Origin of the sequence: Candidatus Accumulibacter phosphatis (genome assembly GCF_000024165.1) — a bacterium.
GTDB lineage: Bacteria > Pseudomonadota > Gammaproteobacteria > Burkholderiales > Rhodocyclaceae > Accumulibacter > Accumulibacter phosphatis.
The window spans coordinates 1320462-1341186 of the sequence record NC_013194.1 but is presented as its reverse complement, the minus strand read 5'-3'; the positions used below and the strand labels follow the sequence as shown (position 1 = coordinate 1341186).

Here is a 20725-nt window from a genome sequence, read left to right as displayed (position 1 = left end):
GCGGGGAATCAATGCAGGACGTGCGGGACGGCCAGGGTGAACTCGGCAATCTCCGCGTCGAACTGCCGGCCATCGACAGCCGTCATCTGGTAACTGCCACGCATCGTACCCACCGGGGTATCGAGCTGACAGCCGCTGGTATAGGAAAACTGCTCGCCGGGCTGCAACAAGGGCTGCCGGCCGACGACACCGAGCCCGCGCACTTCCTGGACCTTGCCGCCGGCATCGGTGATGACCCAGTGGCGCGAAATCAACTGCGCGGCCACGGTGCCGACATTCTCGATGGTGATCGTGTAGGCGAAAACGTAATTGTCGTTCACGGGATCCGACTGGTCGGCGATGTATTGCGGAACCGCGGTGACCGCGAACTCGTATTTCTTGCTTTCGGCCATGATTTCTCGATGTCGGAACGATCAGAACCCGCATTGCACACCAAACGGCGGGTACTGGCAAGCCTGCCGATAAACCGAGGGGCCCCTCTAAGCCGACCAGACCTTTCGGAGTAGAATAAACCCTGTTTTCCCTACGGATTCCCCACATGCATGTCATCGCCCCCAGTATCCTCTCCGCCGATTTTGCCAGACTCGGCGAGGAAGTCGTGAATGTCATCGCCGCCGGCGCAGACTGGATCCACTTCGACGTCATGGACAACCATTACGTTCCCAACCTTACCATCGGTCCGCTGGTCTGTGCGGCCATCCGCCCGCTGACCGAGGCGCCGATCGATGTGCACCTGATGGTCAGGCCCGTCGACCGTATCGTTCCCGACTTCGCCAAGGCCGGTGCCAACATCATCACCTTCCACCCGGAAGCCTCGGAGCACGTCGACCGCACGCTCGCGCTGATCCGTGAGAACGGTTGCCAGTCGGGGCTCGTCTTCAACCCGGCGACACCGCTCGACTACATGGATTACGTCATGGACAAGCTGGACATCGTCCTGCTGATGAGCGTCAACCCGGGTTTCGGTGGACAGCAGTTCATTGCCTCGACCCTGGCCAAGCTCGCTGCAGCACGCGCCAGAATCGACGCCTATGAACGGAGCAGCGGCCGGCGCATCCGGCTGGAAGTCGACGGTGGCGTCAAGATCGACAACATTGCCGAAATCGCCCGCGCCGGCGCCGACGCCTTCGTCGCCGGGTCGGCGGTCTTCGGCGCCGGCCGGGACAGCGACGCCAATCGCTACGACACGGTGATCGCGGCGCTGCGCGCCCAACTGGGAGAGATCTGATGCCCCAGTCACTCGCCGTACGTGCCGTTCTCATCGATCTCGACGGCACGTTGCTCGACACTGTCCTCGATCTGCACGCCGCCGCCAACGCCATGCTGGACGACCTCGGCCGTCAGGAGGTTGCTGTCGAGGCGATCCGCAGCTATGTCGGACGTGGCATCCCGAATCTCGTCAAGCGCGTGCTGGCCGGCACCATGGAAGCCGCCGACGACGCGGCGCCGCCACCGGCCAAGGCGCTGGCCAGCTTCAGGTATCACTACGCCGCAGAGAACGGGCGCAACGCCATTCTTTTCCCGGGCGTCATCGAAGGACTCGACGCGTTCAAGGCCATGGGGTTGCCGCTCGGCGTCATCACCAACAAGGCGGAAGCATTCACCCTGCCGCTGCTCGAGCATACCGGTCTGGCTCCCTACTTCGACGTCGTCGTCAGCGGCGACCTCCTGCCGCGGCCCAAGCCCGATCCGATGCCACTGCTCTGGGCGAGCGGCCGCCTCGGCGTATCACCGGCGCATGTGCTGATGATCGGCGACTCGCTGCACGATTTTCATGCCGGACGCTCTGCCGGCTGCCGCGTTTTTCTGGTGCCTTACGGCTACAACGAAGGACGCGATGTCCGCGATCTGGACTGCGATGGTATAGTCTCGTCCCTCGCCGAGGCCGCCCGCCGCATCGCTCAGGAATGACCGCGCTCCACCACAGACGGCCACCGAGACCTGCCCGCGGGGTGCGGGCCTGGCGCTGGCGCGGCGGACGCGTCTAGCCGCCGCGTGGCGGCCCCGCCCAGGACGCGCATCGGCCCGGTGCGCAGCCACTTGCGCCGTGTTTCCCGCCGTGTTTCCTTGTGGAGTTCCGATGACCGAAGCCTATTTCAATCGCCTGGCTGCCGAAGGCTACAACCGCATCCCGGTGACGCTGGAGACCTTCGCCGATCTCGACACGCCGCTGTCGATCTATCTGAAGCTGGCCAACGCCCCCTACACCTACCTGCTCGAATCGGTCCAGGGCGGCGAACGCTTTGGCCGCTACTCGTTCATCGGCCTGGCCAGTCCGACGCGCATCGTCGTCAATGCCCATCAGGTACTGGTTCTCAACGGCAATCGCATCGCCGAACGCGAAGACGACACCAACCCGCTCGACTTCATCGGCAAATACATGAAACGCTTCCGCGCCGCGCCGACGACCGGCCTGCCGCGCTTCTGCGGTGGTCTCGTCGGTTGCTTCGGCTATGACACCGTCCGCTACATCGAAACCCGCCTGACGCGTTCGCAAAAACCCGACGACCTCGGAATTCCCGACATCGTGCTGCTCCTTTCCGAGGAGATTGCGGTAGTCGACAACCTGTCGGGCAAGCTGACGCTGGTCGTCTACGCCGAGCCCGGGGTTCCCGGTGCCTACCACAAGGCGCAGGCCAGGCTCAAGGAACTGCTCGCCCGCCTGCGCGAACCGGTGCGCATTCCAGCCGAAGCGCCGCAATCGTCGCAGCCGGCGACGTCGATGTTCGGCGAGTCCCAGTTCAAGCGAGCGGTGGTCACGGCCAAGCGCTACATCACCGAGGGCGACATCATGCAGGTCGTCCTCTCGCAGCGCATGAGCAAACCGCTTGCCGCCAGCCCGATGGCGCTCTACCGGTCCCTGCGCTCGCTCAATCCGTCGCCGTACATGTTCTACTTCGACCTCGAGGACTTCCATGTCGTTGGCGCCTCACCGGAAATTCTGGTTCGCCTCGAAGGCGACACGGTGACGGTCCGGCCGATCGCCGGCACCCGCCGGCGCGGCGTGTCCTTCGAGGAGGATCAGGCGCTTGCCGCCGAATTGCTGGCCGACGCAAAGGAACGTGCGGAGCACGTCCAGCTCCTCGACCTCGGCCGCAACGACGCCGGCCGCGTTGCCCGCGTCGGCACGATCAAGCTCACCGAGAACATGATCGTCGAACGCTACTCCCATGTCATGCACATCGTCTCCAACGTCGAGGCGCGGCTGCGTCCGGACCTTTGCGCGCTCGACGTGCTCAAGGCGACCTTCCCGGCCGGCACCGTCTCGGGCGCGCCGAAGGTGCGGGCGATGGAGATCATCGACGAACTCGAACCGGTCAAGCGCGGCATCTACGCCGGTGCCGTCGGTTACCTCGGCTTCAACGGCGACATGGATCTGGCGATTGCCATCCGTACGGCCATCGTCAAGGATGGCCAGCTGCACGTGCAGGCCGGTGCCGGCATCGTCGCCGATTCGGATCCGTCGTCGGAATGGCAGGAGACGGAGAACAAGGCCCGCGCCGTGTTGCGCGCCGCCGAACTGGCCGAGCACGGTCTCGACACCCGCTGCTGAGGGAACGACCGCGCCAGGGTCCGGGGTGAGCGGCGGCTACCTCAGGAGCGACGCGCGCCGATGCCGTCGGCGATGCACCGCGAACGCTCACTCCGCGGCTGCCCCGGTCAAGGGCACGAAGGCGACCGGCAGGACGCGCCGTTCGGCGAGCCCGCCCAGCGCGTCCTTTTGGAGCACCAGCAACTCCTGCCCGAGGTAGCGGCTGCCCACCGGCATGACCAGGATGCCGCCGGCCTTGAGCTGCTCGATCAGCGCCGGAGGAATGCGCGGGGCGGCCGCGGTGACCATGATCGAATCGTACGGGGCGTGCTCGGGCCAACCGAAGCGGCCGTTGCCGGCGCACACCTCGACGTTGTCGCAACCCAGGCGCTGCAGGCGCACGCGCGCCTGTGCGGCGAGTTCCTCGATGATTTCCAGCGAGTAGACCTGCTTCACCAGCCGCGCGAGAATCGCCGCCTGGTAGCCCGAACCGGTACCGACCTCGAGGACGACGTCCCCCGCGCGCGGCTGAATCAGGTCGCTCATCAAGGCTACGATGTACGGTTGCGAGATCGTCTGTCCATGGCCGATCGGTAGCGGGTGGTTGACGTAGGCGCTGGCCTGCAGATCGTCGGGGACGAACATATGCCGCGGCACCCCGCGCAAGGCCTCGAGCACGCGCGGATCAAGAACCGGACGACCGGTCAGTTCGCGCGTGTCGCGGACCTCGTCCCGGATTTCATCGAGCAGCCGCTGCATACACCCGTCGTCGTCCTGGCGCATGCCGTCAGCGCGCCCAGTGGACCCGCAAGTGCGCGTCTTCGGCGTTGTAGTGAAACTCCAGTTCGCCCTGATAGGCGTGATGTACGGCTTCGCCGATACCGCGTGCAAGGTGCATGTCGGTCGTACTCACGCGCATCTCGCTGTCGCTCTCTTCGATCGCCATCACACGTTTCAGCGGGTGTCCGGCCCTTTCGCGCTCCGCCTCGTTGAGAACGAGGTGCTTGATTTCCTCGCGGTGACTGTGCAGGAAGCTGCCCTCGAGGACGACAACGCCGGCCGGATAATGGTCCTGCACACGCTGGCACGCCGGGCAGCTTGTCCGCTGGGCGTCCTCGGGGGCACTGATGCCCCACTGCCATCGCCCACCATGAAACACCGCGCCACAGTGCGGGCAGACCGTCGGCTCCGCAAGCTTTCCTCGGGTTTTGTAGCTGTCATGCCGCTCTTCCTGCAGCAGGCGGTCGCGGCGAACCCGCTGAAAGCCCGCTGGAATTGATCTGGTAATCATGGCAAACCTCCTTGCCGGAAAATTCCGACATTATGGAGCAGCCACCCCACTCGTCCGCCGGGCTTGGCGACGCCGCCGCCCCTGTTCTTTCTGGCGAGCTCATTCTGTGAGCCTATAGCGCCCTACACTGCGGCTCATGCCCCAACCCCATGAGCCCGTGCGATGAGTTTACATTTCCTCCTGAAAGCCAAAGCCCGTACCCTGTCCGTGGTTCAGGTCCTGGCGATGAGTGACGACGACGCGTTTACCCTGTTCCGCGAGGCGCGCTGGGGCGACGGGGAGGAAGTGGTCTGCCCGCACTGCGGCATGGCGCACCGGCACTACTTTCGCCCGGCCCGCAAGATTTGGCGTTGTGCGGGCTGCCAGGAGGATTTCTCGGTCACGTCCGGAACGATTTTCGCCTTCCACAAGCTGCCGCTGCGCCTGTACCTGGCGGCCGTGATCCTGTTCACCAACGCCGTGAAGGGCATTTCCGCGCTGCAGGTGGGTCGCGACCTGGGCGTGTCCCACAAGACTGCCTACGTGCTGTTGCACAAGATCCGGGAGAGCCTGCTGGTGGGCCGGGAGGAATCCGCTCTGCAGGGCGAGATACACGTGGATGGCGCGTATGTCGGCGGGAAGGTCCGGCCGGAGAACAAGAAGGAAGACCGGGTAGACCGGCGCCTGGCAGAGAATCAAGACCCGGACAAGCGCTGCATCCTGGTGATGCGTCAGGCGCACACCGAGGCGGAGGTAGAGGCCGGCAACGCCGGGGCCAAGAAGACGCTGACCTTCATCGTCAAGAATGAGAACCAGGCCGACCTCGGCAAACTGGCGCCAGCCTACATCGCGCCAGGTGCGGTGATCTGTGCCGACGAATCGGACGCCTACGACCGGCTCGCTGCCAAGTACGAGGTTCGCCGGGTGAACCACGGCAAGGAGTACCGCGCCGATGACGGCACGACCAACAACCTGGCGGAATCGTATTTCTCCCGCTTCCGCCGTTTCCACATCGGCCAGATCCACAAGGCGGCTCCGAAGTACCTCGACAACTACGCCAACGAGATGGCCTACCGGGAAGACACCCGGCGCTGGAGCAACGGCGACATCTTCCGGGACATCCTCGGCAAGTGCGCCCGTGCCCTGGTGAGTCGGGATTGGTGCGGGTACTGGCAGGGCAACCACCGACTGGGGGAAAGCCTGGCGGTGTGAAAGCGTCAGGCGACCGCCCAGGTGGCGCCGTGCCCGTCACGGCCGGCAGGGATCAGGGTGCCGCTACGCTCCAGGCGATGCACGACGCCAATGGCGTTCTTCCGCATCTGCTCGATCATGACGGTGGTCGCTTCCAGACCCCGGCGTGCCGTCAGCGCTTCGCCGATCTGGCGGCTGCTCAGCGCTGCGCCTTGAGCCTCGCGGAAGATGTCCAGAACCAGGCGTTGGCATTCCCCCGGGCGGAAGAAACGGTTCCGCATCCGGTGGGCCTTGACCCGGATCGTCCGCAGGTCGATCTCCGGGGAAAACAGCTTGAGGGTGGCGTCAAGGTGGGCCAGATCATCCGCCAGACGATCCATTTCCTTCTGATGATGCTCGATCAGCCCAGCCAGTTCGGCGCGCTTGCTGATCAGGGCCGTAACCACGTGGCTCTCCGCCATGAACAATGCTCCTGTTCGTTGAAAACAAGAGAATTTTCGCCGGGCTGAGCGTCAGCCGCTGGGGGTGGCTGCTCCATAATGCCGGAAAATTCGCTGCAGCGACAGGAAACGCTGTCCCTGGCTCGTCCTGCGAGGTTGTTTGCCGCGGCTCGACGGAAACAACTCCGCCTATTCATCATAGGTCGTTTGCCGCGCTTTCCCAGTAGAAATAAAGATCGCGACGACCACTGCGCGGAATGCTGGTCGTCCGGCTGAGGAGCTTGCCGTGGTACTCGACGTCGATCCGGTAGGTACCGGGTCGCAGCGTGGCGAAGAATAGCGGGCCGGGCGAACGTGCCACGAGGACCGTCTCACCGCCCGCACCGTGCAGCGTGACCCTGACATCGGCGAGATAGGAGCCGCTGCCTTTCAAGGCGAAGACGAGTTGCAGGTTGTGCAGGCGCCGCATCATCTCGATTTCGATCGGGTCGTCGTCGCCGATGCCGAGACTGACATGGATGACCTCGGCAGCAAGCACGCGCGCCGGCACGCCGACAGTGCAACCGAGGCACAGCATCAACAGGCCAGCCGACAAGCTCAACTTTCGCCTTCGCATCTCCGCCCCCTTCTCCCGGAATGTCGATGCAACAGATTTCGGCACGGCATGCGGCAGCGCCGAGCGATCATCGCGGCATGGCATTGCGCACCGCGTCGTCGACATTCTCGAGAAAGATGAATTCGAGTTTCTCCTTCGCCTCCGCCGGCACTTCCTCGAGGTCCCGGCGATTCCGCGCCGGCAGCATCACCCGCTGGATGCCGGCGCGCATGGCGGCGAGCACCTTGTCCTTGATCCCGCCGACCGGCAGGACGAGGCCGCGCAGGCTGATCTCGCCGGTCATGGCGGTGTCGTTGCGCACCGGACGCTCGGCAAAGAGGGAGGCGAGCGCGATGAACATCGCCACCCCGGCGCTCGGACCGTCCTTCGGGATCGCTCCAGCCGGGACGTGGACATGCACGTTGACCTTCTCGAAGCCGGCGGGATCGAGCCCGAGGCTGGCCGCACGCGTTTTCGCCAGGGTCAGCGCCGCCTGCGCCGACTCCTTCATCACCTCGCCGAGTTGACCGGTGAGGATCAGCTTGCCGTCGCCACTGGTGCGACTGGCTTCGATGAACAGGATGTCGCCGCCGACCGGCGTCCACGCCAGTCCGGTCGCCACCCCGGCCTCGCCGGTGCGCAGCGCGACTTCGTTGTCGTACTTGCCCGGCCCGAGAATTGCCGGCAGATCGTTCTCCTCCACCTGCATCGCGTTCAGCGTTCCCTCGGCAATGTTCACTGCAGCGCGTCGACAGACGGCGCCAATCTGCCGCTCGAGCGAGCGGACGCCGGCTTCGCGCGTGTAGTCACGGATGATCGCCGTCAGGGAGGCGTCGGAAAACTCGATCTGCCCTTCCTTGAGGCCATTCTGGACGATCTGCCGGCCGACGAGATAGCGGCGGGCGATCTCCCGCTTCTCCTCCTGCGTGTAACCGGGCAACTGGATGATTTCCATGCGGTCACGCAAGGGGCCGGGGATGTTGTCCAGCACATTCGCCGTGGTGATGAACAGCATCCGCGACAGGTCGTAGGGCAGCGCCAGGTAGTTGTCGCGAAAGGTATTGTTCTGTTCCGGATCGAGCACCTCGAGCAGCGCCGCCGACGGGTCGCCCTGGATGCCGCTGCCCAGCTTGTCGATCTCGTCGAGCATCATCACGCAGCCCCGCGATCCAGCCTTGCGGATCGCCTGAATGATGTTGCCGGGCAGGGCGCCGATATAGGTGCGTCGGTGGCCACGGATCTCGGCCTCGTCGTGACAACCGCCGAGGGAGGCACGCACGAACTTCCTCCCCAGCGCCCTGGCAATGGACTGGCCGAGCGAGGTCTTGCCGACTCCCGGCGGCCCGACGAAGCAAAGGATTGGCCCGTGCCCACCGGGATTGAGCTTGCGCACGGCGAGAAACTCGATGATCCGCTTCTTGATCTGGTCGAGGCCGAAGTGATCGCCCTCGAGAATGCGGCGCGCTTCGCCGATCTCGATGCGATCCGGCTCGGGTTCCTTCCAGGGCAACTCGACCAGCCAGTCCAGATAGGCGCGGATCATCGAGGATTCGGCGGAGCCGTCGGACATGCGTTCGAGGCGCTTGAGTTCCTTGTTGGCCTGGGTCGCCACCTCCTCGGGCATCTCCGCCTCGGCGATGGCCTTGCGCAGTGCTTCGATCTCGCTGCTGTTGCCGGCGTCACCCTCACCGAGTTCCTTCTGGATCGACTTCAACTGCTCGCGCAGCAGGTATTCGCGCTGATGCTGGTCGATGCTGGCCTTGGCACGCTCGTCGATCTCGCGCGACAGCCGCAGCACCTCGAGCCGCCGCTGCAGACAGCCGAGCACAAGGTCGAGTCGTCGCCTGAGGTCGATGGTCTCGAGGACCTGCTGCCGCTCGGCGATCTTGATCTCCGCCACACTCGCCACCAGGTCGGTCAATGCTCCGGGCTGGACGAGACTCTTCACGGCGCCGAGCAATTCCTGCGAGACCTGCGGCAGAAACTGCAGGACTTCGAGCGCTCGTTCCCTGAGCTGGATGGTGCGCGCTTCCACTTCGCTGTCGATCGCCTCGGGTTCGTCGATGCGACCGATGCGCGCCACCGGGAACGGATAGCCCGAAAGGTATTCGGCGATGCGAAAGCGCTGTAGCCCCTGGCAGACGATGACATGTGTGTTGTCGGGCAGGGTGACGTAGCGCAGGATGTTGGCTACCGTACCGACCAGACAAAGATCGTCAGGGCCCGGCACCTCGACCCCGGCGTCGCGCTGCAGGAGGATGCCCACCGGCCGCTCCGTCTTCACCGCCTGCTGGGCGGCGAGGATCGGCTGTTCGCGGCCGATGGTCAGCGGCAGGATCATTCCGGGAAACAGCACGACGTTGCGTACCGGCACGATGACCATCGCATCCTCGGGGATCACCAGGATGCTGGCTCCTGTCGCGACGCGGTCGCGATTCCGGTCGGACCTGTCGGTCGGCATGTTGTCCCCACTCATTCAGGGTTGACGGAGGACGACCACCAGACAGCCGTTCTCAAGGAACTGCTCGTGCACGTGAAAGTCCCGGCCGGGCAACTCGATCCGGCGCTCGAACCTGCCGTAAGGGATCTCCAGGCGATGGATGGCGGCATGCTGCGACGTCGACGGCATCGGGCGCTCGCCGCGCACGGCCAGTCCCTCGTCGTCGACGAGAACCTCCAGGTGCCCCGAGTCGACGCCCGGCAGAGCGACGACCACCTTGAGTTCATCGCCCTCGTCATAGACATCGACGGCGGGAACCCAGCAGGTAACCGACTGCAGGCCAGCCAGCGTGAAGAACCGGCGCTGCAGTTGCTCGCCAGCTCGGAGAAGATCGAGCGCTTCCGCCCAAACCCAGAGACTCTGGTCATGAGATCGCATTGGCCGAACCCTCCCCTGAAACTCGCGCCTACTGCCGCCCCGTCGTAGAAATCGTGCGAATCGTGCGATTCGTGCAAGTATAGCCCTCGCCATCGCCTCATCGCCATCGCGTTGTTCCGCTGCGCTCTAACGGGTCCAATGCCCTCGATGCGTGCGCACGCCGACAGCGATCCGCAGCCTACTTTTCGCTGCGCACACCGAGCACGGGCGCCTGCGCTGGCCACAGCCCGCGCTCGACGGCTCGCCCGCCCTCGAACACCAGCCAGCTCTGCCCGCCGTAGTGCGGCAGTGGCCGCGCCAGCGCGCGTAGCGCCACCGCATCGTCCGCGGCCACCGCGAGCAGCGGCCCGCGCGCGCTCGTCCACACCCGCGCCGAACCGCGCCCGCCTTTCTTGCCCAGGGCTTCCGACTGCTTCGGCAAGCCCGACGCGGAGAGCGCTGCATCGACCTCTGTCGGTGTGCCGATGAGCATTACCATCCCGTCGTCAGCCAACACCGACTTCAGGTCCGACACGGCAAGCGGCGTCGCCGGGCGCTCGAAAAACCGACTGACGACGACCTCCGCCGCCTTGCGAAATTCGGCATCGCCGCCGACCACGGCCCAGCGCGGCTTCAGGGCGCCGAGCCAGCGGCGCAGAATGGGCGGCTGTTCAGCGACATCGAGCCGACGCCAGACGCGCGCGTCGGGATCCAGGCGCAGTTGCTGCGGACGGAAGTCGAGGTCGAGGTCGACGATCCTGCGCGCGCCGTCCAACTCGACCCAACGCACGACGCGCCGCTCGCCGGCGGCGATGTCGACCGGCACCCGCAGCGTCAGCGGCGGGTTCGCCTGACGCAGCGTCAGGCGCAGGCGATGGCCGACGGCAGAACGGCTGACCACGGCGTCAGCGGCCGTCACCTCAGGCAATTGCCGCGAATTCAGCCACTGCGCGAAGAAAGGACGCAGGTCGTGCCCCGAGGAGCGCTCGAAAGCGCGGCGCAGGTCGTCCCAGTCGGCCCGGCGGAAGCGCTGCGTCTGCCAGAAATCGCGCAGACCCTTCTGGAAGGCCACCTCGCCGATGCGGTCGCGCAGCATCAGGAACAGCATCGCCCCCTTGCCGTAGCCGACGGCCGCCTCGGCCCCATGGCGTCGCGAACGGAAGTCGCGCAGCGCCGGCTGCTCGCTCGCCGGCAGTGCCGCGGCATCGCGCAGCCAGGCGAGACGCATGTCGCGCGCGGCCGCCGCCGAACGCTCCTCGCTGTAGGCGTAATCGGCGAGAAAGGTGGTCAGCCCCTCGCTCCAGTTGCCGCTGCGCGCGTCGCCATAAACGCCGTTTCCCCACCAGTTGTGGAGAATTTCATGGCCCAGGGAAGTGGCGCGGATGAAAGGCAGGCGCAGGACATCCACGCCGAGATAGGTCAGCGTCGGCATGCCGAAGCCGGTCGGCAGCGGGCTGGCGACAATCGAGAAAGCGTCATACGGATAGGCACCGATCAGGCTGCTATAGCGGGCAATATAGTGCTCGCTGTCGGCGAGGTAGCCCTCGGCAAGCCCCGGCTCGGCGTCGAGCTCGGCCGGAAAGTAAGTGCGCAGGCGCAGAGCCGGCGCACCCGCACGCGCCACCAGACGCTCGCGTACGCGCCACGGCCCGGCCATCAGGTCGATGCCGTCGGTGCCTTGCGGGAACTCGAACTCGGCCTCGTAACGATCGCCAGCGCCGGTCGGTAGCCGCTCACCGAGCAAGCGGCCGGCAACGAGCGCGCGCTGCTCGCCGGGCAGCGAAAGGCGCACACGGTAGTCGAACAGCGCGGCCGGCGGCTGCGGATACCAGGCGCTGCCGGCAGGCAGAAACGAACCCTCGGGAGCCGCCATCGGCGGCAATCCGCGCAGCACTTGTCGGTGGTCGCGGCGCAGCTCGGTCGCCGGCAGCGTACCGGCGTAGGCGATGCGCAGCCGCTCGCTGCCGGCCGGCAAGACGAGGCGCCACAAACGGGTAGGGCCGCGCGACTCCTCGCCGCGGCGGCCGACCGCATCGGCCAGCCCAATGACCCGGCCGGCCGCCGTGGCCTGGCTGACGGTCAAGGATTCGTGCAGTTCGAACGCGAAGCTCCGCCCGGCAACGGGCAGTTCGGCGACCACTTCGAGTCGCCGCGTACCGGGATCGAGCGTCACCGCGAGGTCCAAGGCCGGCGCCGCCCCGGCCCCTGTAGGCAGCAGCAGGACAGGCAGGAGAGCAGCGATCAGCCAGAAGCGCTTCATGGTGCCGGCGGAAAGCGGATCACGGCCTCGAAACTGGCCTCGCCGCGTTTGACGCGCAGCGGTAGCCAGGTTCCTGGTGGCGCTGCGCGCACGACGGCGATCACCGCGCCAGCTGTCGCCGTCGGCCGACCAGCAACTTCCAGCAAGCGGTCGCCAGCGGCGAGGCCGCTTCGCTCGGCGAGACTGCCGGCGGTGACGGCCAGCACGCGCACCCCGCCCTGCCCGGCGTCGGCGTCGGCGAGTTGCACGCCGAGGCGCGGTGGCGGCGCCGGCGTCGAAGGCTTCTTCGGCAAAGCGAAAAGCGCATCGGCGAGGCCCGGGCGAATCTCGCGGCAATCCGCGTCGGGCGACAGCGGCAGCAGCGTCACGACGCGCTCGACGCCGAGATCGCGCAACTGGTGCGCTACGCCGAAGCCGTAGCGCAGATGCCCGCTGCCCATGACGCCGACGATCAGTGGCGGTTGCCTCGACGACCCGGCCACCCGCCGTACCGCCAGCGCCTCGGCCATGGCACGGTCCCAATTCTGCTGCGCCTCGACGAAGTACTGGAAACCGCTGCTGCTGCGCGCGCCGTCGCCGTGCGCATGCTCTCGGTAGATGGTGAACAGGAAATCACGATAGGCCTCGCTGGCCGGCGCCGCCCGACCGACTCCCTCACGTTCGCGCTCGGGAATGGCATCCCAACCCTTGTCGCCGATAGCCCGGGTGAGTCTCGCATCGACATTGAGCGCGAGCATCGGGATGCGGTTGATGCGCGCGAACTCGAACAGCGGCAGATACAGGTCGATCGGAAAGTTCCAGTTTTCTTCCCAAGCCGTTTGCGCGAGCAGTGCCGCGACGGACAACTCGCCGGCTATCCAGCGATCCAGTGCCGGCTGTACCCGGCGCGGGAACATCTCGAAACCGATCACCAGATTCGGGCGAAGCCCATGCAGCCCGGCCAGCACCTGTGCCTGCCAGCGATGGTGGTCCTCTTCGTCGTGCTGCTCGCCCAACAGGACAATCTCGGCAGCGGCGGCCCGCGCCAGCACCTCGTTGCCGGGAACCCGCTCGCTGCCTGTGCCGGACGCTTGCAACCAGCCGCCCGGGGCGGCACAGGCGGCCACCGAAGCCGAAGAACCGAGCGAGGCCGCCAAAGCGGCCAACGCAGCGACGAAGGCAGACAGCAAACACAGAAACCGCCACCGAGGACGATGTAGATTCATGCTAGGCACCTCGAGCATGGAACGTCACCATGACCAGCCTTGCAGCCACGGCATGGCATCGATCAGATCACAGCAGGACAGCGACAATACCCGGCCCGAGTATACGGTTTCCAGGTCGATGCTCTCGCATCCGAGTCGCTGGGGGCTGCGGCTGAATCACCCGCGGAAGCATGAAGTGCGTCTCCTTGCCATGCGGGGCAGCCGCTGTCCACTTGCCGAGCAGCAGCAGCAGCTTCGGGTTCAGGCGACGAGCAATCGGTGCGGCGAAAGCCGGGACGCCGCATCCGGGGATAGTGGCGGCCTTTCGGTCTTGCTCATCAGTGTCCTAGACAGTCTGAAGATTTTACCGTAGTGTAGCAGCAATATTAGGTTGTTTGGTGGTTTGCATTTTTGTTGTCCTGAACAAAATAATCGTTCGCTCGATCAAGCTCGTGGCTTCTGTGGCCGACGGGGCGACCGTTCCCGGACGGCAGGCGCAACTGGAGAAGCGATGTCATGGCAAGAATAACTCTTGTCACTGGAACGGCAGGCGGGCTGGGTCAATCGGTGGCGGCCAGGCTGGCGGCTTTCCCTCGCCGGGCATTGGCTCGGCGGACGCACTGCTTCGTCTGGAGCGTCTTCCCGGCGCTTCTCGCCTGGTCGGCATTTCTGTTTCCGCCGATGCTGGCGAGTTTTCTTCTGGTATCCGGGTTTCTGGCCCACTACTGGCAAGATAGACTGCTGGTCGCAACGAGCCTTCTGCCGTCCTGGTACCTGCCCTTGCGCTTCCGGCTGACCACCGTGGCCTGCCTTTGCCTGATGGCGGGTGCTTTCGCCGAGACCTGGTAATCGTTCAAGACCTGTCGAGTAAAGGAGTAACGATGAACGCCTTCAACAGACTTCCGGGATTCGTGCAGACGCCGGCTGGGCGGGAGCGTGACGTCCTGCGCCTCTTGCCCCGCGCGCTCGTTTTCGGCACGCTGCTCTTGGCCCTGCCGTCGCTCGGCGCGAGGATCTTTTTCGGGGACGGGGATGCCGTGGAAGCTTCTTCTCGCCTCCAGATGGTCGACATTCTGGCGATCAGTATCCTGGTCCTGCACTGGACGGGATCGGCGCGCGATTGAACGGGTTGGCGGAACGAAGAAGGAGCATGGTCAGGCTGCTCATCGTTGCCCTTGCGGCCATGGCATGCCCTTTGCTGGCGCGGGCCGATCAGCCGCCATTGCCGCTTGGTGAGCTGGCCAAACCGGGCCGTCTGCTGATGCTCCGGCATGCCCACGCGCCGGGGTTCGGCGACCCGCCGAATTTCGTCATCGGCGATTGTTCCACGCAGCGCAATCTTGACGCCAGCGGCCGTGCTCAGGCACGAGAGCTGGGGGCCCGTCTGCGTGCGGTCGGCTTGGCCAGAGCGCGTGTCTTTTCGAGTCAGTGGTGCCGCGCGCGCGAAACGGCCCGCCTACTCAACCTTGGGCCGGTGGAGTCCTTGCCCGCGCTGAACTCGTTTTTCGAACGGCAAGGCGATCGGCAACGGATTCTGGACGACTTGCGAGCGTTCCTTGCCAAGTTGCCCGTCGATGGCCAGCCGGTGATCCTGGTCACCCATCAGGTCGTGGTGAACGCCTTCACGGAGGCGACGCCGCCTGCCGGTGGCGGCAGCATTTTTCAGATCAACGGGACCGGGGCACCACAGTGGATTGGCACCATCCCGATCGAAGCACGGTAAGGTTCATGACCACTGCCTCCATTCGACGCACCTGCCTCACCCAGGCTTTCGTTCGCAGGTGTATGGCGCCACTCCTCACCGACCGGCTTCGACCATGACCCCTTTCCAGAAAGCAATGTGCTCAATATTCAATGCTCGCATGACGCAGGAAGATGGAGGCTGCGACCGCCTGTTACGACGACATCTGTTGCGGGCGTCGCTGAAGCAGCCGGCGAGTCTCCAGTGCTCTGCTGCCTGCCGCTCACATCCGATAGAAGACATAATCCGCCTGATACGCGACCTGCGTCTTTGCGCCGACTGAACCGGCAGAGCAGGCATCCGCTGGCGCGACCCCGCCCTTGGTGTTCAAGCGCTGGATATAGGTGACATTGCTCATCGCGCCGTTGCCGGTCGCAGGTTCGGCCTTGACGAGCTGCAACGGAATGCTTCCGGGTGCGGCGGGCGAAACGGCAACCTGCTTGCCGGTGACCTTGCTGCCATCAATGGCCTCCCAAGTCGGACCGGCGTAGTACTTGCCGACCTCCTTCTTGCTCATATCCATCAGGGTCGCGACGGGCGCGACGAAGGCCCATTCGAAGACAGCAGTGGTGCCGGCCTTGGCGCGGCATTCATAGGTGATCTCGCCAACGCCGACGGTATGCAGGCTCATCGCATGGCCAACCGGCGGACGGACGGCTTCTGGCGCGTCCATCATGTCGGCAAGAGCGGGAGCGGAAAACACGGCGGCAAGTGCCGCAAAGCGAGCGAATGTGCGCATGGGTCTTTCCTTTCGATGTTGTGGTTCAGGTGCCGTTACCTTATACGCATGCCAGCGCGGACTGGATGCACCGTGCACACTCGCGCATCGCGGCCGGACGCGTGCGCCGCCTCGCTCGTGCCATGAGCCGCCTCAACGAACCCGCATCTGCCCTGGTTGTCTGGGAACGACGACAATGTCGCCACACTGCCGCGCCTTGCCGGACTGCTGCCCAGCGGCCTCGATGTCGGGCCGCTACTGCGGGAGCCAAGCGCCAGTCGCACGTCGAGGCGGATCATCTCGGCGAAGGCATCTGGCTCCGCCGTTACGCCGGATTGCTCGCCGAGAATCGCCCGATCAGACCACTAGAGCACGCCAAAATTATCGGCGCCGCAGTTGAGCGGGGCTCGCCGGCAGGCGATAATATGCGGTCTCCGGATTGCCGACCCCAGCGCGCTCTGCCAACGACAAGAAAACACGGCGAGAGGCGGCCGGGATTCCTGAGTCCCGTCAGCAATTCATATATTAATCAACAGGCTATCTCCCGTATGCTGCTGATGCTCGATAACTATGACTCCTTCACCTACAACCTCGTCCAGTATTTCGGCGAGTTGGGGCAGGACGTCCGGGTGTTCCGCAACGATGCCGTCACCATCGCCCAGATCACTCGCCTTGACCCGGCCGTGCTGGTGATCTCTCCCGGCCCCTGCACGCCGACGCAGGCCGGGATTTCCCTGGCAGCGATTCGCGAGTTTGCCGGCCGGATCCCCATCCTCGGCGTTTGCCTGGGCCACCAGGCGATCGGCGAGGCCTTCGGCGGCCGCATCGTGCACGCCCGCAAATTGATGCACGGCAAGGTTTCGCCGGTGCATCACGCCGATCAGGGCGTTTTTCGCGGGCTACCCAATCCGCTGACGTGCACGCGCTACCACTCGCTGGCCGTCGAGCGCGCCTCCCTGCCGGCCTGCCTGGAAATTACGGCGTGGACGGACGACGGCGAGATCATGGCGCTGCGCCACCGTACGCTGGCCGTCGAGGGCGTGCAGTTCCATCCGGAATCGATCCTCACCGAACGTGGCCATGATCTGTTGCAGAATTTCCTCGAGGAACATGCCAAATGAAAGTACAGGAGGCGCTGGCGCGGGTCATCGAACACCGCGAGATTTTCCACGACGAGATGATTTCCCTGATGCGCCAGATCATGGGCGGCGAGGTCACACCGGTGATGATCGCGGCGATCATCGTCGGCCTGCGTGTCAAGAAGGAGACGATCGGCGAAATCGCCGCGGCGGCACAGGTGATGCGCGAGTTGTCGACCAAGGTGGTGGTCAGCGACGCGACCCACCTCGTCGATACCTGCGGCACCGGCGGTGACGGCGCACAGACCTTCAACATCTCGACCGCAGCGATGTTCGTCGCTGCCGCCGCCGGCGCCCGCGTCGCCAAGCATGGCGGGCGCTCGGTTTCCTCGCAGTCGGGCAGCGCCGACGTCCTCGAAGCGCTCGGCGTCAATATCAACCTCTCGCCGGAACAGGTCGGACGCAGCGTCGACGAAACCGGCATCGGTTTCATGTTCGCACCCAATCACCATAGCGCCATGAAGCACGCCGCGCCGGTACGCCGCGAACTGGGCGTCCGCACCCTCTTCAACATCCTCGGTCCGCTGACCAACCCGGCCGGCGCGGCCAAGCAGGTGCTCGGCGTCTTCCATCCCGATCTCGTCGGCATCCAGGTGCGCGTTCTGCAACGGCTCGGCAGTACGCACGCGTTGACCGTTTTCGGACGCGAGGGTCTCGACGAAATCTCGATTTCCGGCGAAACCCTGGTCGGCGAACTGAAGGACGGCCGGGTCGAGGAATATACGGTCCACCCCGAGCAGTTCAACCTGCCGGTGCACGACCCGCGCGTCCTGCGCGTCGGCAACGTCGAGGAGTCGAAAGCCGTGCTGCTCGCTGCGCTGGAGAACCGGAGCGGCGCCGCGCGTGACATCGTCGCACTCAACGCCGGCGCCAGCATCTATGTCAGCGGTCTGGCGGCCACGCTGGCCGATGGCGTCGACAAGGCCTTCGAGACCATAGCCTCCGGCGCGGCGCGCGCCCGGCTCGACGATTTCGTTGCGTATACTCGACGCGTTTCGGCCTGATCGACGGCCTGGTCACGGAGAACGCGCATGAGTGACATTCTCAAACGGATTCTCGCCGTCAAGCGCGACGAAGTCGCCGCGGCGCAGGCCGCCCTACCGCTCGCCGAAGTCCGCGCGATGGCCGAGAGGCAGCCGGCGGCGCGCGATTTTCTCGGTGCCCTGCGCGACAGGATCGTCGCCGGTCGCCCGGCGGTCATCGCCGAGATCAAGAAGGCCAGCCCGTCACGCGGGGTACTGCGCGCCGACTTTCGCCCGGCCGAAGTCGCCGCCAGCTATCAGCGGCACGGCGCCGCCTGCCTGTCGGTGCTGACCGACCACGCGTTCTTTCAGGGCGCGCCCGAGTACCTGCAGGCAGCCCGCGCCGCCTGCAGCTTGCCGGCCTTGCGCAAGGACTTTCTGGTAGACGCCTATCAGGTCCATGAGTCACGCGCCATGGGCGCCGACGCCATCTTGCTGATCGCTGCCGCGCTCGATGTGCCGGCCATGCGCGACTTCGAAGCCATCGCCGGCAGCCTCGGCATGGCCGTTCTCGTCGAAGTGCACAACCGCCAGGAACTCGATCTCGCCCTGCAACTCGCGACGCCGCTGCTCGGCATCAACAACCGCAACCTGCGCAGCTTCGACGTCAGCCTGCAGACGACCCTCGAACTGCTGCCCTACATCCCGGCCGCGCGTATCGTCGTCACCGAAAGCGGCATTCTCACTACCGGTGATGTTCAGTTGATGCGCGACAACGGCGTCAATGCCTTCCTCGTCGGCGAAGCCTGCATGCGCGCGGTCGACCCTGGCGAGGCGCTCGCCGAATTGTTTTCCTGAGCTTTCTGCTCAGTCCGTCGTCGGCGTGATCAGTTGCAGGCGTGGGAGCAAGGCCGGAACCTTGAGAAACCGATCGGCAAGCCGTCGGTAGCTTCCGCCGCTCGCCGGACGCGCCTCATCACCGGCAATAGTGGCGACCGCGCTGGCCTCCGGCCACCCGCGGCACCTTCCTGCTGGACAGCTTTGTTGAACAAATCGCTACGCCTGTAGCAAAAAACCAACAATCCTTCGGCTTCAAACAGCGAAAGCGCTCAGGGCGCTTGCTCCGGCTGGCCGCGTTTGCCAGAATCGCCCCAACTTCTCGTCTGTTTCGAGAGGTCCAGTTTGGTGAAGCAGCGGTTGGCTTCATCGATCTCAAACCTAGAGGAGATTCACAATGCAAAAGAAACTGATTGCACTGGCAGTAGCCAGTCTGGCCTCGGGCGCTGCTTTTGCCCAGACCAATGTCACGATGTACGGCATTGCCGACGCCGGCTATGTCTATAGCACCGGCGATGCCGGCAAAGCCAGTGCCCCAGGCTTTCCTGTTGCTCCTGGCGCTGCCAACATTCCCGGCAATAACACCTTCAGCGGCGTCGTTTCCGGCCTGCTGAGCGGTTCGCGCCTCGGTTTCCGCGGTGAGGAAGCGCTCGGCAACGGCCTGAAAGCCATTTTCACCCTGGAGTACTCGCTGAACATCGACGACAACAGCGGCGTCGGTAACACCACCAGTGGTCTCCAGGCGCGCCAGCAGTTCGTTGGCCTGTCGGGTGGTTTCGGTGCCATCACCCTCGGTCGTCAATATGCTCCGGGCTACCAGGCCACGGCGAACAACGACCCCGCCGCCGGCGCCGTCTTCGAGCCGCAGTCCTACCTGTCGGCCCAGGCCGGCAACACCATCACGCCGAATAGCGGCGCGCGCTGGAACAACTCCATTGCCTACACCACCCCGAACTGGGGCGGCTTCACCGGCAAGCTGATCTACGCCTTCGGCGAAACCAACAACCAGGACGCGATCACTCCGTCGGGCGCCGTTCCCGCCGGCACGTATAACGACAAGGTCGTGAGCTGGGAGGACAACGGCCGTTACGGCATCGGTGCCAACTACGCCAACGGCCCGTTCAACATCGACTTCGTCTGGCAGACTCGCCAGAACGTGATCGCGAATCCAGCTCCGCTGATCACGAGCGGCCTCCTGGCACCGACCGCCATTCCGGCACCGGCCAACGCGGCCGGCAAGGACATCAACGAAGCCTATCTGGGTGGCAGCTTCGACTTCAAGGTCGTCAAGATCATGGCCAGCTACCAGCAGCAGAACGACAAGAACCCGATCAACAACGACAACACGGTTTGGCAGGTTGGCGGCATCGTCCCGGTGGGCAACGGCAACATCCATCTGGGATACGCTTCGCTGGAAATGGATCAGGGCAGGGTCAAGGCGCCCTACGCCCCAGTCAACGCCAAGAAGCTGAACGGCAACTCCGACGCCTGGATGATCGCCTACACGCATAGCCTGTCGAAGCGCACCACGCTTTACACCGGTTATGTATGGACCGAGAACGACAACAACAGCTTTGCCGCCGGCCCAATCTCAAACGCCACCTCGCTTACCGGCGCCAAGGGCCAGGACAACCAGACCTTCCTGGCCGGTGTTCGTCATACCTTCTAATTTGACGACCGTCATTTAGTTGCTGACACGGGCGCTTCGGCGCCCGTTTTTTTTCCAGCGCTCCCGAACCTCCTCGCGTCAACGCCGTTCCGCCCGGACCAGGCCGCCGTCGCCTCGCCAGCAGAGCGCTTCCCGCTTCACGGGGGCGAGAACTCCGCCATCCGCCATCGCCGGCCAACACCGCCGCCCGCCTGCCGCCCTCTGGCAAAGACTCCGTAGCATAAGCGCAACAAACCGCCCACAGGCTCCGCTCCGGGCCGTGTAAACGTTGCCCACGCCTCGACCGTCTGTCACAATCGACTCAGACCTTCGCCTGACACGCTTGATCTT

General features: G+C 65.1%; 21 protein-coding genes. 11 read left to right on the top strand and 10 right to left on the bottom strand.

Annotated features, from left to right (window positions below; translation table 11 throughout):
- Positions 1–8: 8 nt before the first annotated feature.
- The gene (apaG, locus tag CAP2UW1_RS05845; RefSeq protein WP_015765740.1) at positions 9–392 is read right to left on the bottom strand and encodes a Co2+/Mg2+ efflux protein ApaG; all 384 of its coding nucleotides are present in this window, start codon (positions 390–392) and stop codon (positions 9–11) included.
- A 146-nt stretch (positions 393–538) separates the two neighbouring features.
- On the opposite strand from apaG, the gene rpe reads away from it, so the two are divergent.
- From rpe to trpE, 3 genes are all read left to right on the top strand, one after another.
- On the top strand, positions 539–1228 hold the full coding sequence (rpe, locus tag CAP2UW1_RS05840) for a ribulose-phosphate 3-epimerase (RefSeq protein ID WP_015765739.1): 690 nt from the start codon (positions 539–541) through the stop codon (positions 1226–1228).
- Positions 1228–1911 (top strand): phosphoglycolate phosphatase, encoded by a 684-nt coding sequence (locus CAP2UW1_RS05835; protein ID WP_015765738.1) that lies wholly within the window; start codon positions 1228–1230, stop codon positions 1909–1911. Before rpe ends, CAP2UW1_RS05835 begins: the two co-directional genes overlap by 1 nt.
- Before the next feature lie 169 nt (positions 1912–2080).
- Complete coding sequence (gene trpE / locus CAP2UW1_RS05830; protein ID WP_015765737.1) at positions 2081–3553, top strand: anthranilate synthase component I; 1473 nt, start codon at positions 2081–2083, stop codon at positions 3551–3553.
- 87 nt (positions 3554–3640) lie between these two features.
- Here the strand turns inward: trpE and CAP2UW1_RS05825 are convergent, their stop codons facing one another.
- Together CAP2UW1_RS05825 and CAP2UW1_RS05820 are read right to left on the bottom strand one after the other, a co-directional pair.
- Positions 3641–4315, bottom strand: coding sequence for a protein-L-isoaspartate(D-aspartate) O-methyltransferase (locus CAP2UW1_RS05825; RefSeq protein ID WP_015765736.1), 675 nt, complete (start codon positions 4313–4315; stop codon positions 3641–3643).
- Between the two features lie 4 nt (positions 4316–4319).
- Positions 4320–4823 carry a BCAM0308 family protein gene (locus CAP2UW1_RS05820; protein WP_015765735.1) on the bottom strand — a complete coding sequence of 168 codons (504 nt, stop codon included), beginning with the start codon at positions 4821–4823 and terminating at the stop codon, positions 4320–4322.
- A 162-nt stretch (positions 4824–4985) separates the two neighbouring features.
- Between CAP2UW1_RS05820 and CAP2UW1_RS05815 the strand changes: the two genes are divergently transcribed.
- Positions 4986–6014: an IS1595 family transposase gene (locus CAP2UW1_RS05815; RefSeq protein WP_015765734.1), complete on the top strand. Its 1029-nt coding sequence runs from the start codon at positions 4986–4988 to the stop codon at positions 6012–6014.
- Positions 6015–6019: 5 nt separating this feature from the next.
- Here CAP2UW1_RS05815 and CAP2UW1_RS05810 read toward each other — a convergent pair whose 3' ends face one another.
- The 6 genes from CAP2UW1_RS05810 to CAP2UW1_RS05785 form a co-directional block, all read right to left on the bottom strand.
- Positions 6020–6454 carry a hypothetical protein gene (locus CAP2UW1_RS05810; protein WP_015765733.1) on the bottom strand — a complete coding sequence of 145 codons (435 nt, stop codon included), beginning with the start codon at positions 6452–6454 and terminating at the stop codon, positions 6020–6022.
- Positions 6455–6629: 175 nt separating this feature from the next.
- Positions 6630–7049: a hypothetical protein gene (locus CAP2UW1_RS05805; RefSeq protein ID WP_015765732.1), complete on the bottom strand. Its 420-nt coding sequence runs from the start codon at positions 7047–7049 to the stop codon at positions 6630–6632.
- Positions 7050–7116: 67 nt separating this feature from the next.
- Entirely contained in the window at positions 7117–9489 is a 2373-nt protein-coding gene (gene lon, locus CAP2UW1_RS05800) for an endopeptidase La (protein WP_015765731.1), read from the bottom strand.
- A gap of 15 nt (positions 9490–9504) precedes the next feature.
- The gene (locus tag CAP2UW1_RS05795) at positions 9505–9906 is read right to left on the bottom strand and encodes an Hsp20/alpha crystallin family protein (protein ID WP_015765730.1); all 402 of its coding nucleotides are present in this window, start codon (positions 9904–9906) and stop codon (positions 9505–9507) included.
- Positions 9907–10084: 178 nt separating this feature from the next.
- Complete coding sequence (locus CAP2UW1_RS05790; RefSeq protein ID WP_015765729.1) at positions 10085–12145, bottom strand: M1 family metallopeptidase; 2061 nt, start codon at positions 12143–12145, stop codon at positions 10085–10087.
- Positions 12142–13350, bottom strand: coding sequence for a ChaN family lipoprotein (locus tag CAP2UW1_RS05785; RefSeq protein ID WP_015765728.1), 1209 nt, complete (start codon positions 13348–13350; stop codon positions 12142–12144). Before CAP2UW1_RS05785 ends, CAP2UW1_RS05790 begins: the two co-directional genes overlap by 4 nt.
- Before the next feature lie 495 nt (positions 13351–13845).
- On the opposite strand from CAP2UW1_RS05785, the gene CAP2UW1_RS05775 reads away from it, so the two are divergent.
- Genes CAP2UW1_RS05775 through CAP2UW1_RS05765 form a run of 3 tightly spaced genes read left to right on the top strand, consistent with a single transcriptional unit; the run spans position 13846 to position 15052 of the window.
- Complete coding sequence (locus tag CAP2UW1_RS05775) at positions 13846–14178, top strand: DUF3429 domain-containing protein (RefSeq protein WP_015765727.1); 333 nt, start codon at positions 13846–13848, stop codon at positions 14176–14178.
- Between the two features lie 32 nt (positions 14179–14210).
- The gene (locus tag CAP2UW1_RS05770) at positions 14211–14453 is read left to right on the top strand and encodes a hypothetical protein (RefSeq protein WP_015765726.1); all 243 of its coding nucleotides are present in this window, start codon (positions 14211–14213) and stop codon (positions 14451–14453) included.
- A gap of 26 nt (positions 14454–14479) precedes the next feature.
- Positions 14480–15052 (top strand): histidine phosphatase family protein, encoded by a 573-nt coding sequence (locus CAP2UW1_RS05765; protein ID WP_015765725.1) that lies wholly within the window; start codon positions 14480–14482, stop codon positions 15050–15052.
- 241 nt (positions 15053–15293) lie between these two features.
- Here CAP2UW1_RS05765 and CAP2UW1_RS05760 read toward each other — a convergent pair whose 3' ends face one another.
- Positions 15294–15809, bottom strand: a complete 516-nt coding sequence (locus CAP2UW1_RS05760; protein WP_015765724.1) for a DUF3455 domain-containing protein — start codon at positions 15807–15809, stop codon at positions 15294–15296.
- Between the two features lie 527 nt (positions 15810–16336).
- Here CAP2UW1_RS05760 and CAP2UW1_RS05755 point away from each other — a divergent pair.
- The 4 genes from CAP2UW1_RS05755 (at position 16337) to CAP2UW1_RS05740 (ending at position 20395) form a co-directional block, all read left to right on the top strand.
- Positions 16337–16909: an aminodeoxychorismate/anthranilate synthase component II gene (locus CAP2UW1_RS05755; RefSeq protein ID WP_015765723.1), complete on the top strand. Its 573-nt coding sequence runs from the start codon at positions 16337–16339 to the stop codon at positions 16907–16909.
- A complete protein-coding gene (gene trpD, locus CAP2UW1_RS05750) occupies positions 16906–17931 on the top strand; it encodes an anthranilate phosphoribosyltransferase (RefSeq protein ID WP_015765722.1) in 1026 nt (341 codons plus the stop codon). Before CAP2UW1_RS05755 ends, trpD begins: the two co-directional genes overlap by 4 nt.
- 27 nt (positions 17932–17958) lie before the next feature.
- On the top strand, positions 17959–18747 hold the full coding sequence (trpC, locus tag CAP2UW1_RS05745) for an indole-3-glycerol phosphate synthase TrpC (RefSeq protein WP_015765721.1): 789 nt from the start codon (positions 17959–17961) through the stop codon (positions 18745–18747).
- Positions 18748–19123: 376 nt separating this feature from the next.
- Complete coding sequence (locus tag CAP2UW1_RS05740) at positions 19124–20395, top strand: porin (protein WP_015765720.1); 1272 nt, start codon at positions 19124–19126, stop codon at positions 20393–20395.
- Positions 20396–20725 lie beyond the last annotated feature (330 nt).

Excerpts from the sequence above, each read along its gene's own strand:
- apaG (WP_015765740.1), bottom strand. The coding sequence starts at position 392 with ATGGCCGAAAGCAAGAAATACGAGTTCGCGGTCACCGCGGTTCCGCAA.
- rpe (WP_015765739.1), top strand. The coding sequence starts at position 539 with ATGCATGTCATCGCCCCCAGTATCCTCTCCGCCGATTTTGCCAGACTC.
- CAP2UW1_RS05835 (WP_015765738.1), top strand. The coding sequence starts at position 1,228 with ATGCCCCAGTCACTCGCCGTACGTGCCGTTCTCATCGATCTCGACGGC.
- trpE (WP_015765737.1), top strand. The coding sequence starts at position 2,081 with ATGACCGAAGCCTATTTCAATCGCCTGGCTGCCGAAGGCTACAACCGC.
- CAP2UW1_RS05825 (WP_015765736.1), bottom strand. The coding sequence starts at position 4,315 with ATGCGCCAGGACGACGACGGGTGTATGCAGCGGCTGCTCGATGAAATC.
- CAP2UW1_RS05820 (WP_015765735.1), bottom strand. The coding sequence starts at position 4,823 with ATGATTACCAGATCAATTCCAGCGGGCTTTCAGCGGGTTCGCCGCGAC.
- CAP2UW1_RS05815 (WP_015765734.1), top strand. The coding sequence starts at position 4,986 with ATGAGTTTACATTTCCTCCTGAAAGCCAAAGCCCGTACCCTGTCCGTG.
- CAP2UW1_RS05810 (WP_015765733.1), bottom strand. The coding sequence starts at position 6,454 with ATGGCGGAGAGCCACGTGGTTACGGCCCTGATCAGCAAGCGCGCCGAA.
- CAP2UW1_RS05805 (WP_015765732.1), bottom strand. The coding sequence starts at position 7,049 with ATGCGAAGGCGAAAGTTGAGCTTGTCGGCTGGCCTGTTGATGCTGTGC.
- lon (WP_015765731.1), bottom strand. The coding sequence starts at position 9,489 with ATGCCGACCGACAGGTCCGACCGGAATCGCGACCGCGTCGCGACAGGA.
- CAP2UW1_RS05795 (WP_015765730.1), bottom strand. The coding sequence starts at position 9,906 with ATGCGATCTCATGACCAGAGTCTCTGGGTTTGGGCGGAAGCGCTCGAT.
- CAP2UW1_RS05790 (WP_015765729.1), bottom strand. The coding sequence starts at position 12,145 with ATGAAGCGCTTCTGGCTGATCGCTGCTCTCCTGCCTGTCCTGCTGCTG.
- CAP2UW1_RS05785 (WP_015765728.1), bottom strand. The coding sequence starts at position 13,350 with ATGAATCTACATCGTCCTCGGTGGCGGTTTCTGTGTTTGCTGTCTGCC.
- CAP2UW1_RS05775 (WP_015765727.1), top strand. The coding sequence starts at position 13,846 with ATGGCAAGAATAACTCTTGTCACTGGAACGGCAGGCGGGCTGGGTCAA.
- CAP2UW1_RS05770 (WP_015765726.1), top strand. The coding sequence starts at position 14,211 with ATGAACGCCTTCAACAGACTTCCGGGATTCGTGCAGACGCCGGCTGGG.
- CAP2UW1_RS05765 (WP_015765725.1), top strand. The coding sequence starts at position 14,480 with ATGGTCAGGCTGCTCATCGTTGCCCTTGCGGCCATGGCATGCCCTTTG.
- CAP2UW1_RS05760 (WP_015765724.1), bottom strand. The coding sequence starts at position 15,809 with ATGCGCACATTCGCTCGCTTTGCGGCACTTGCCGCCGTGTTTTCCGCT.
- CAP2UW1_RS05755 (WP_015765723.1), top strand. The coding sequence starts at position 16,337 with ATGCTGCTGATGCTCGATAACTATGACTCCTTCACCTACAACCTCGTC.
- trpD (WP_015765722.1), top strand. The coding sequence starts at position 16,906 with ATGAAAGTACAGGAGGCGCTGGCGCGGGTCATCGAACACCGCGAGATT.
- trpC (WP_015765721.1), top strand. The coding sequence starts at position 17,959 with ATGAGTGACATTCTCAAACGGATTCTCGCCGTCAAGCGCGACGAAGTC.
- CAP2UW1_RS05740 (WP_015765720.1), top strand. The coding sequence starts at position 19,124 with ATGCAAAAGAAACTGATTGCACTGGCAGTAGCCAGTCTGGCCTCGGGC.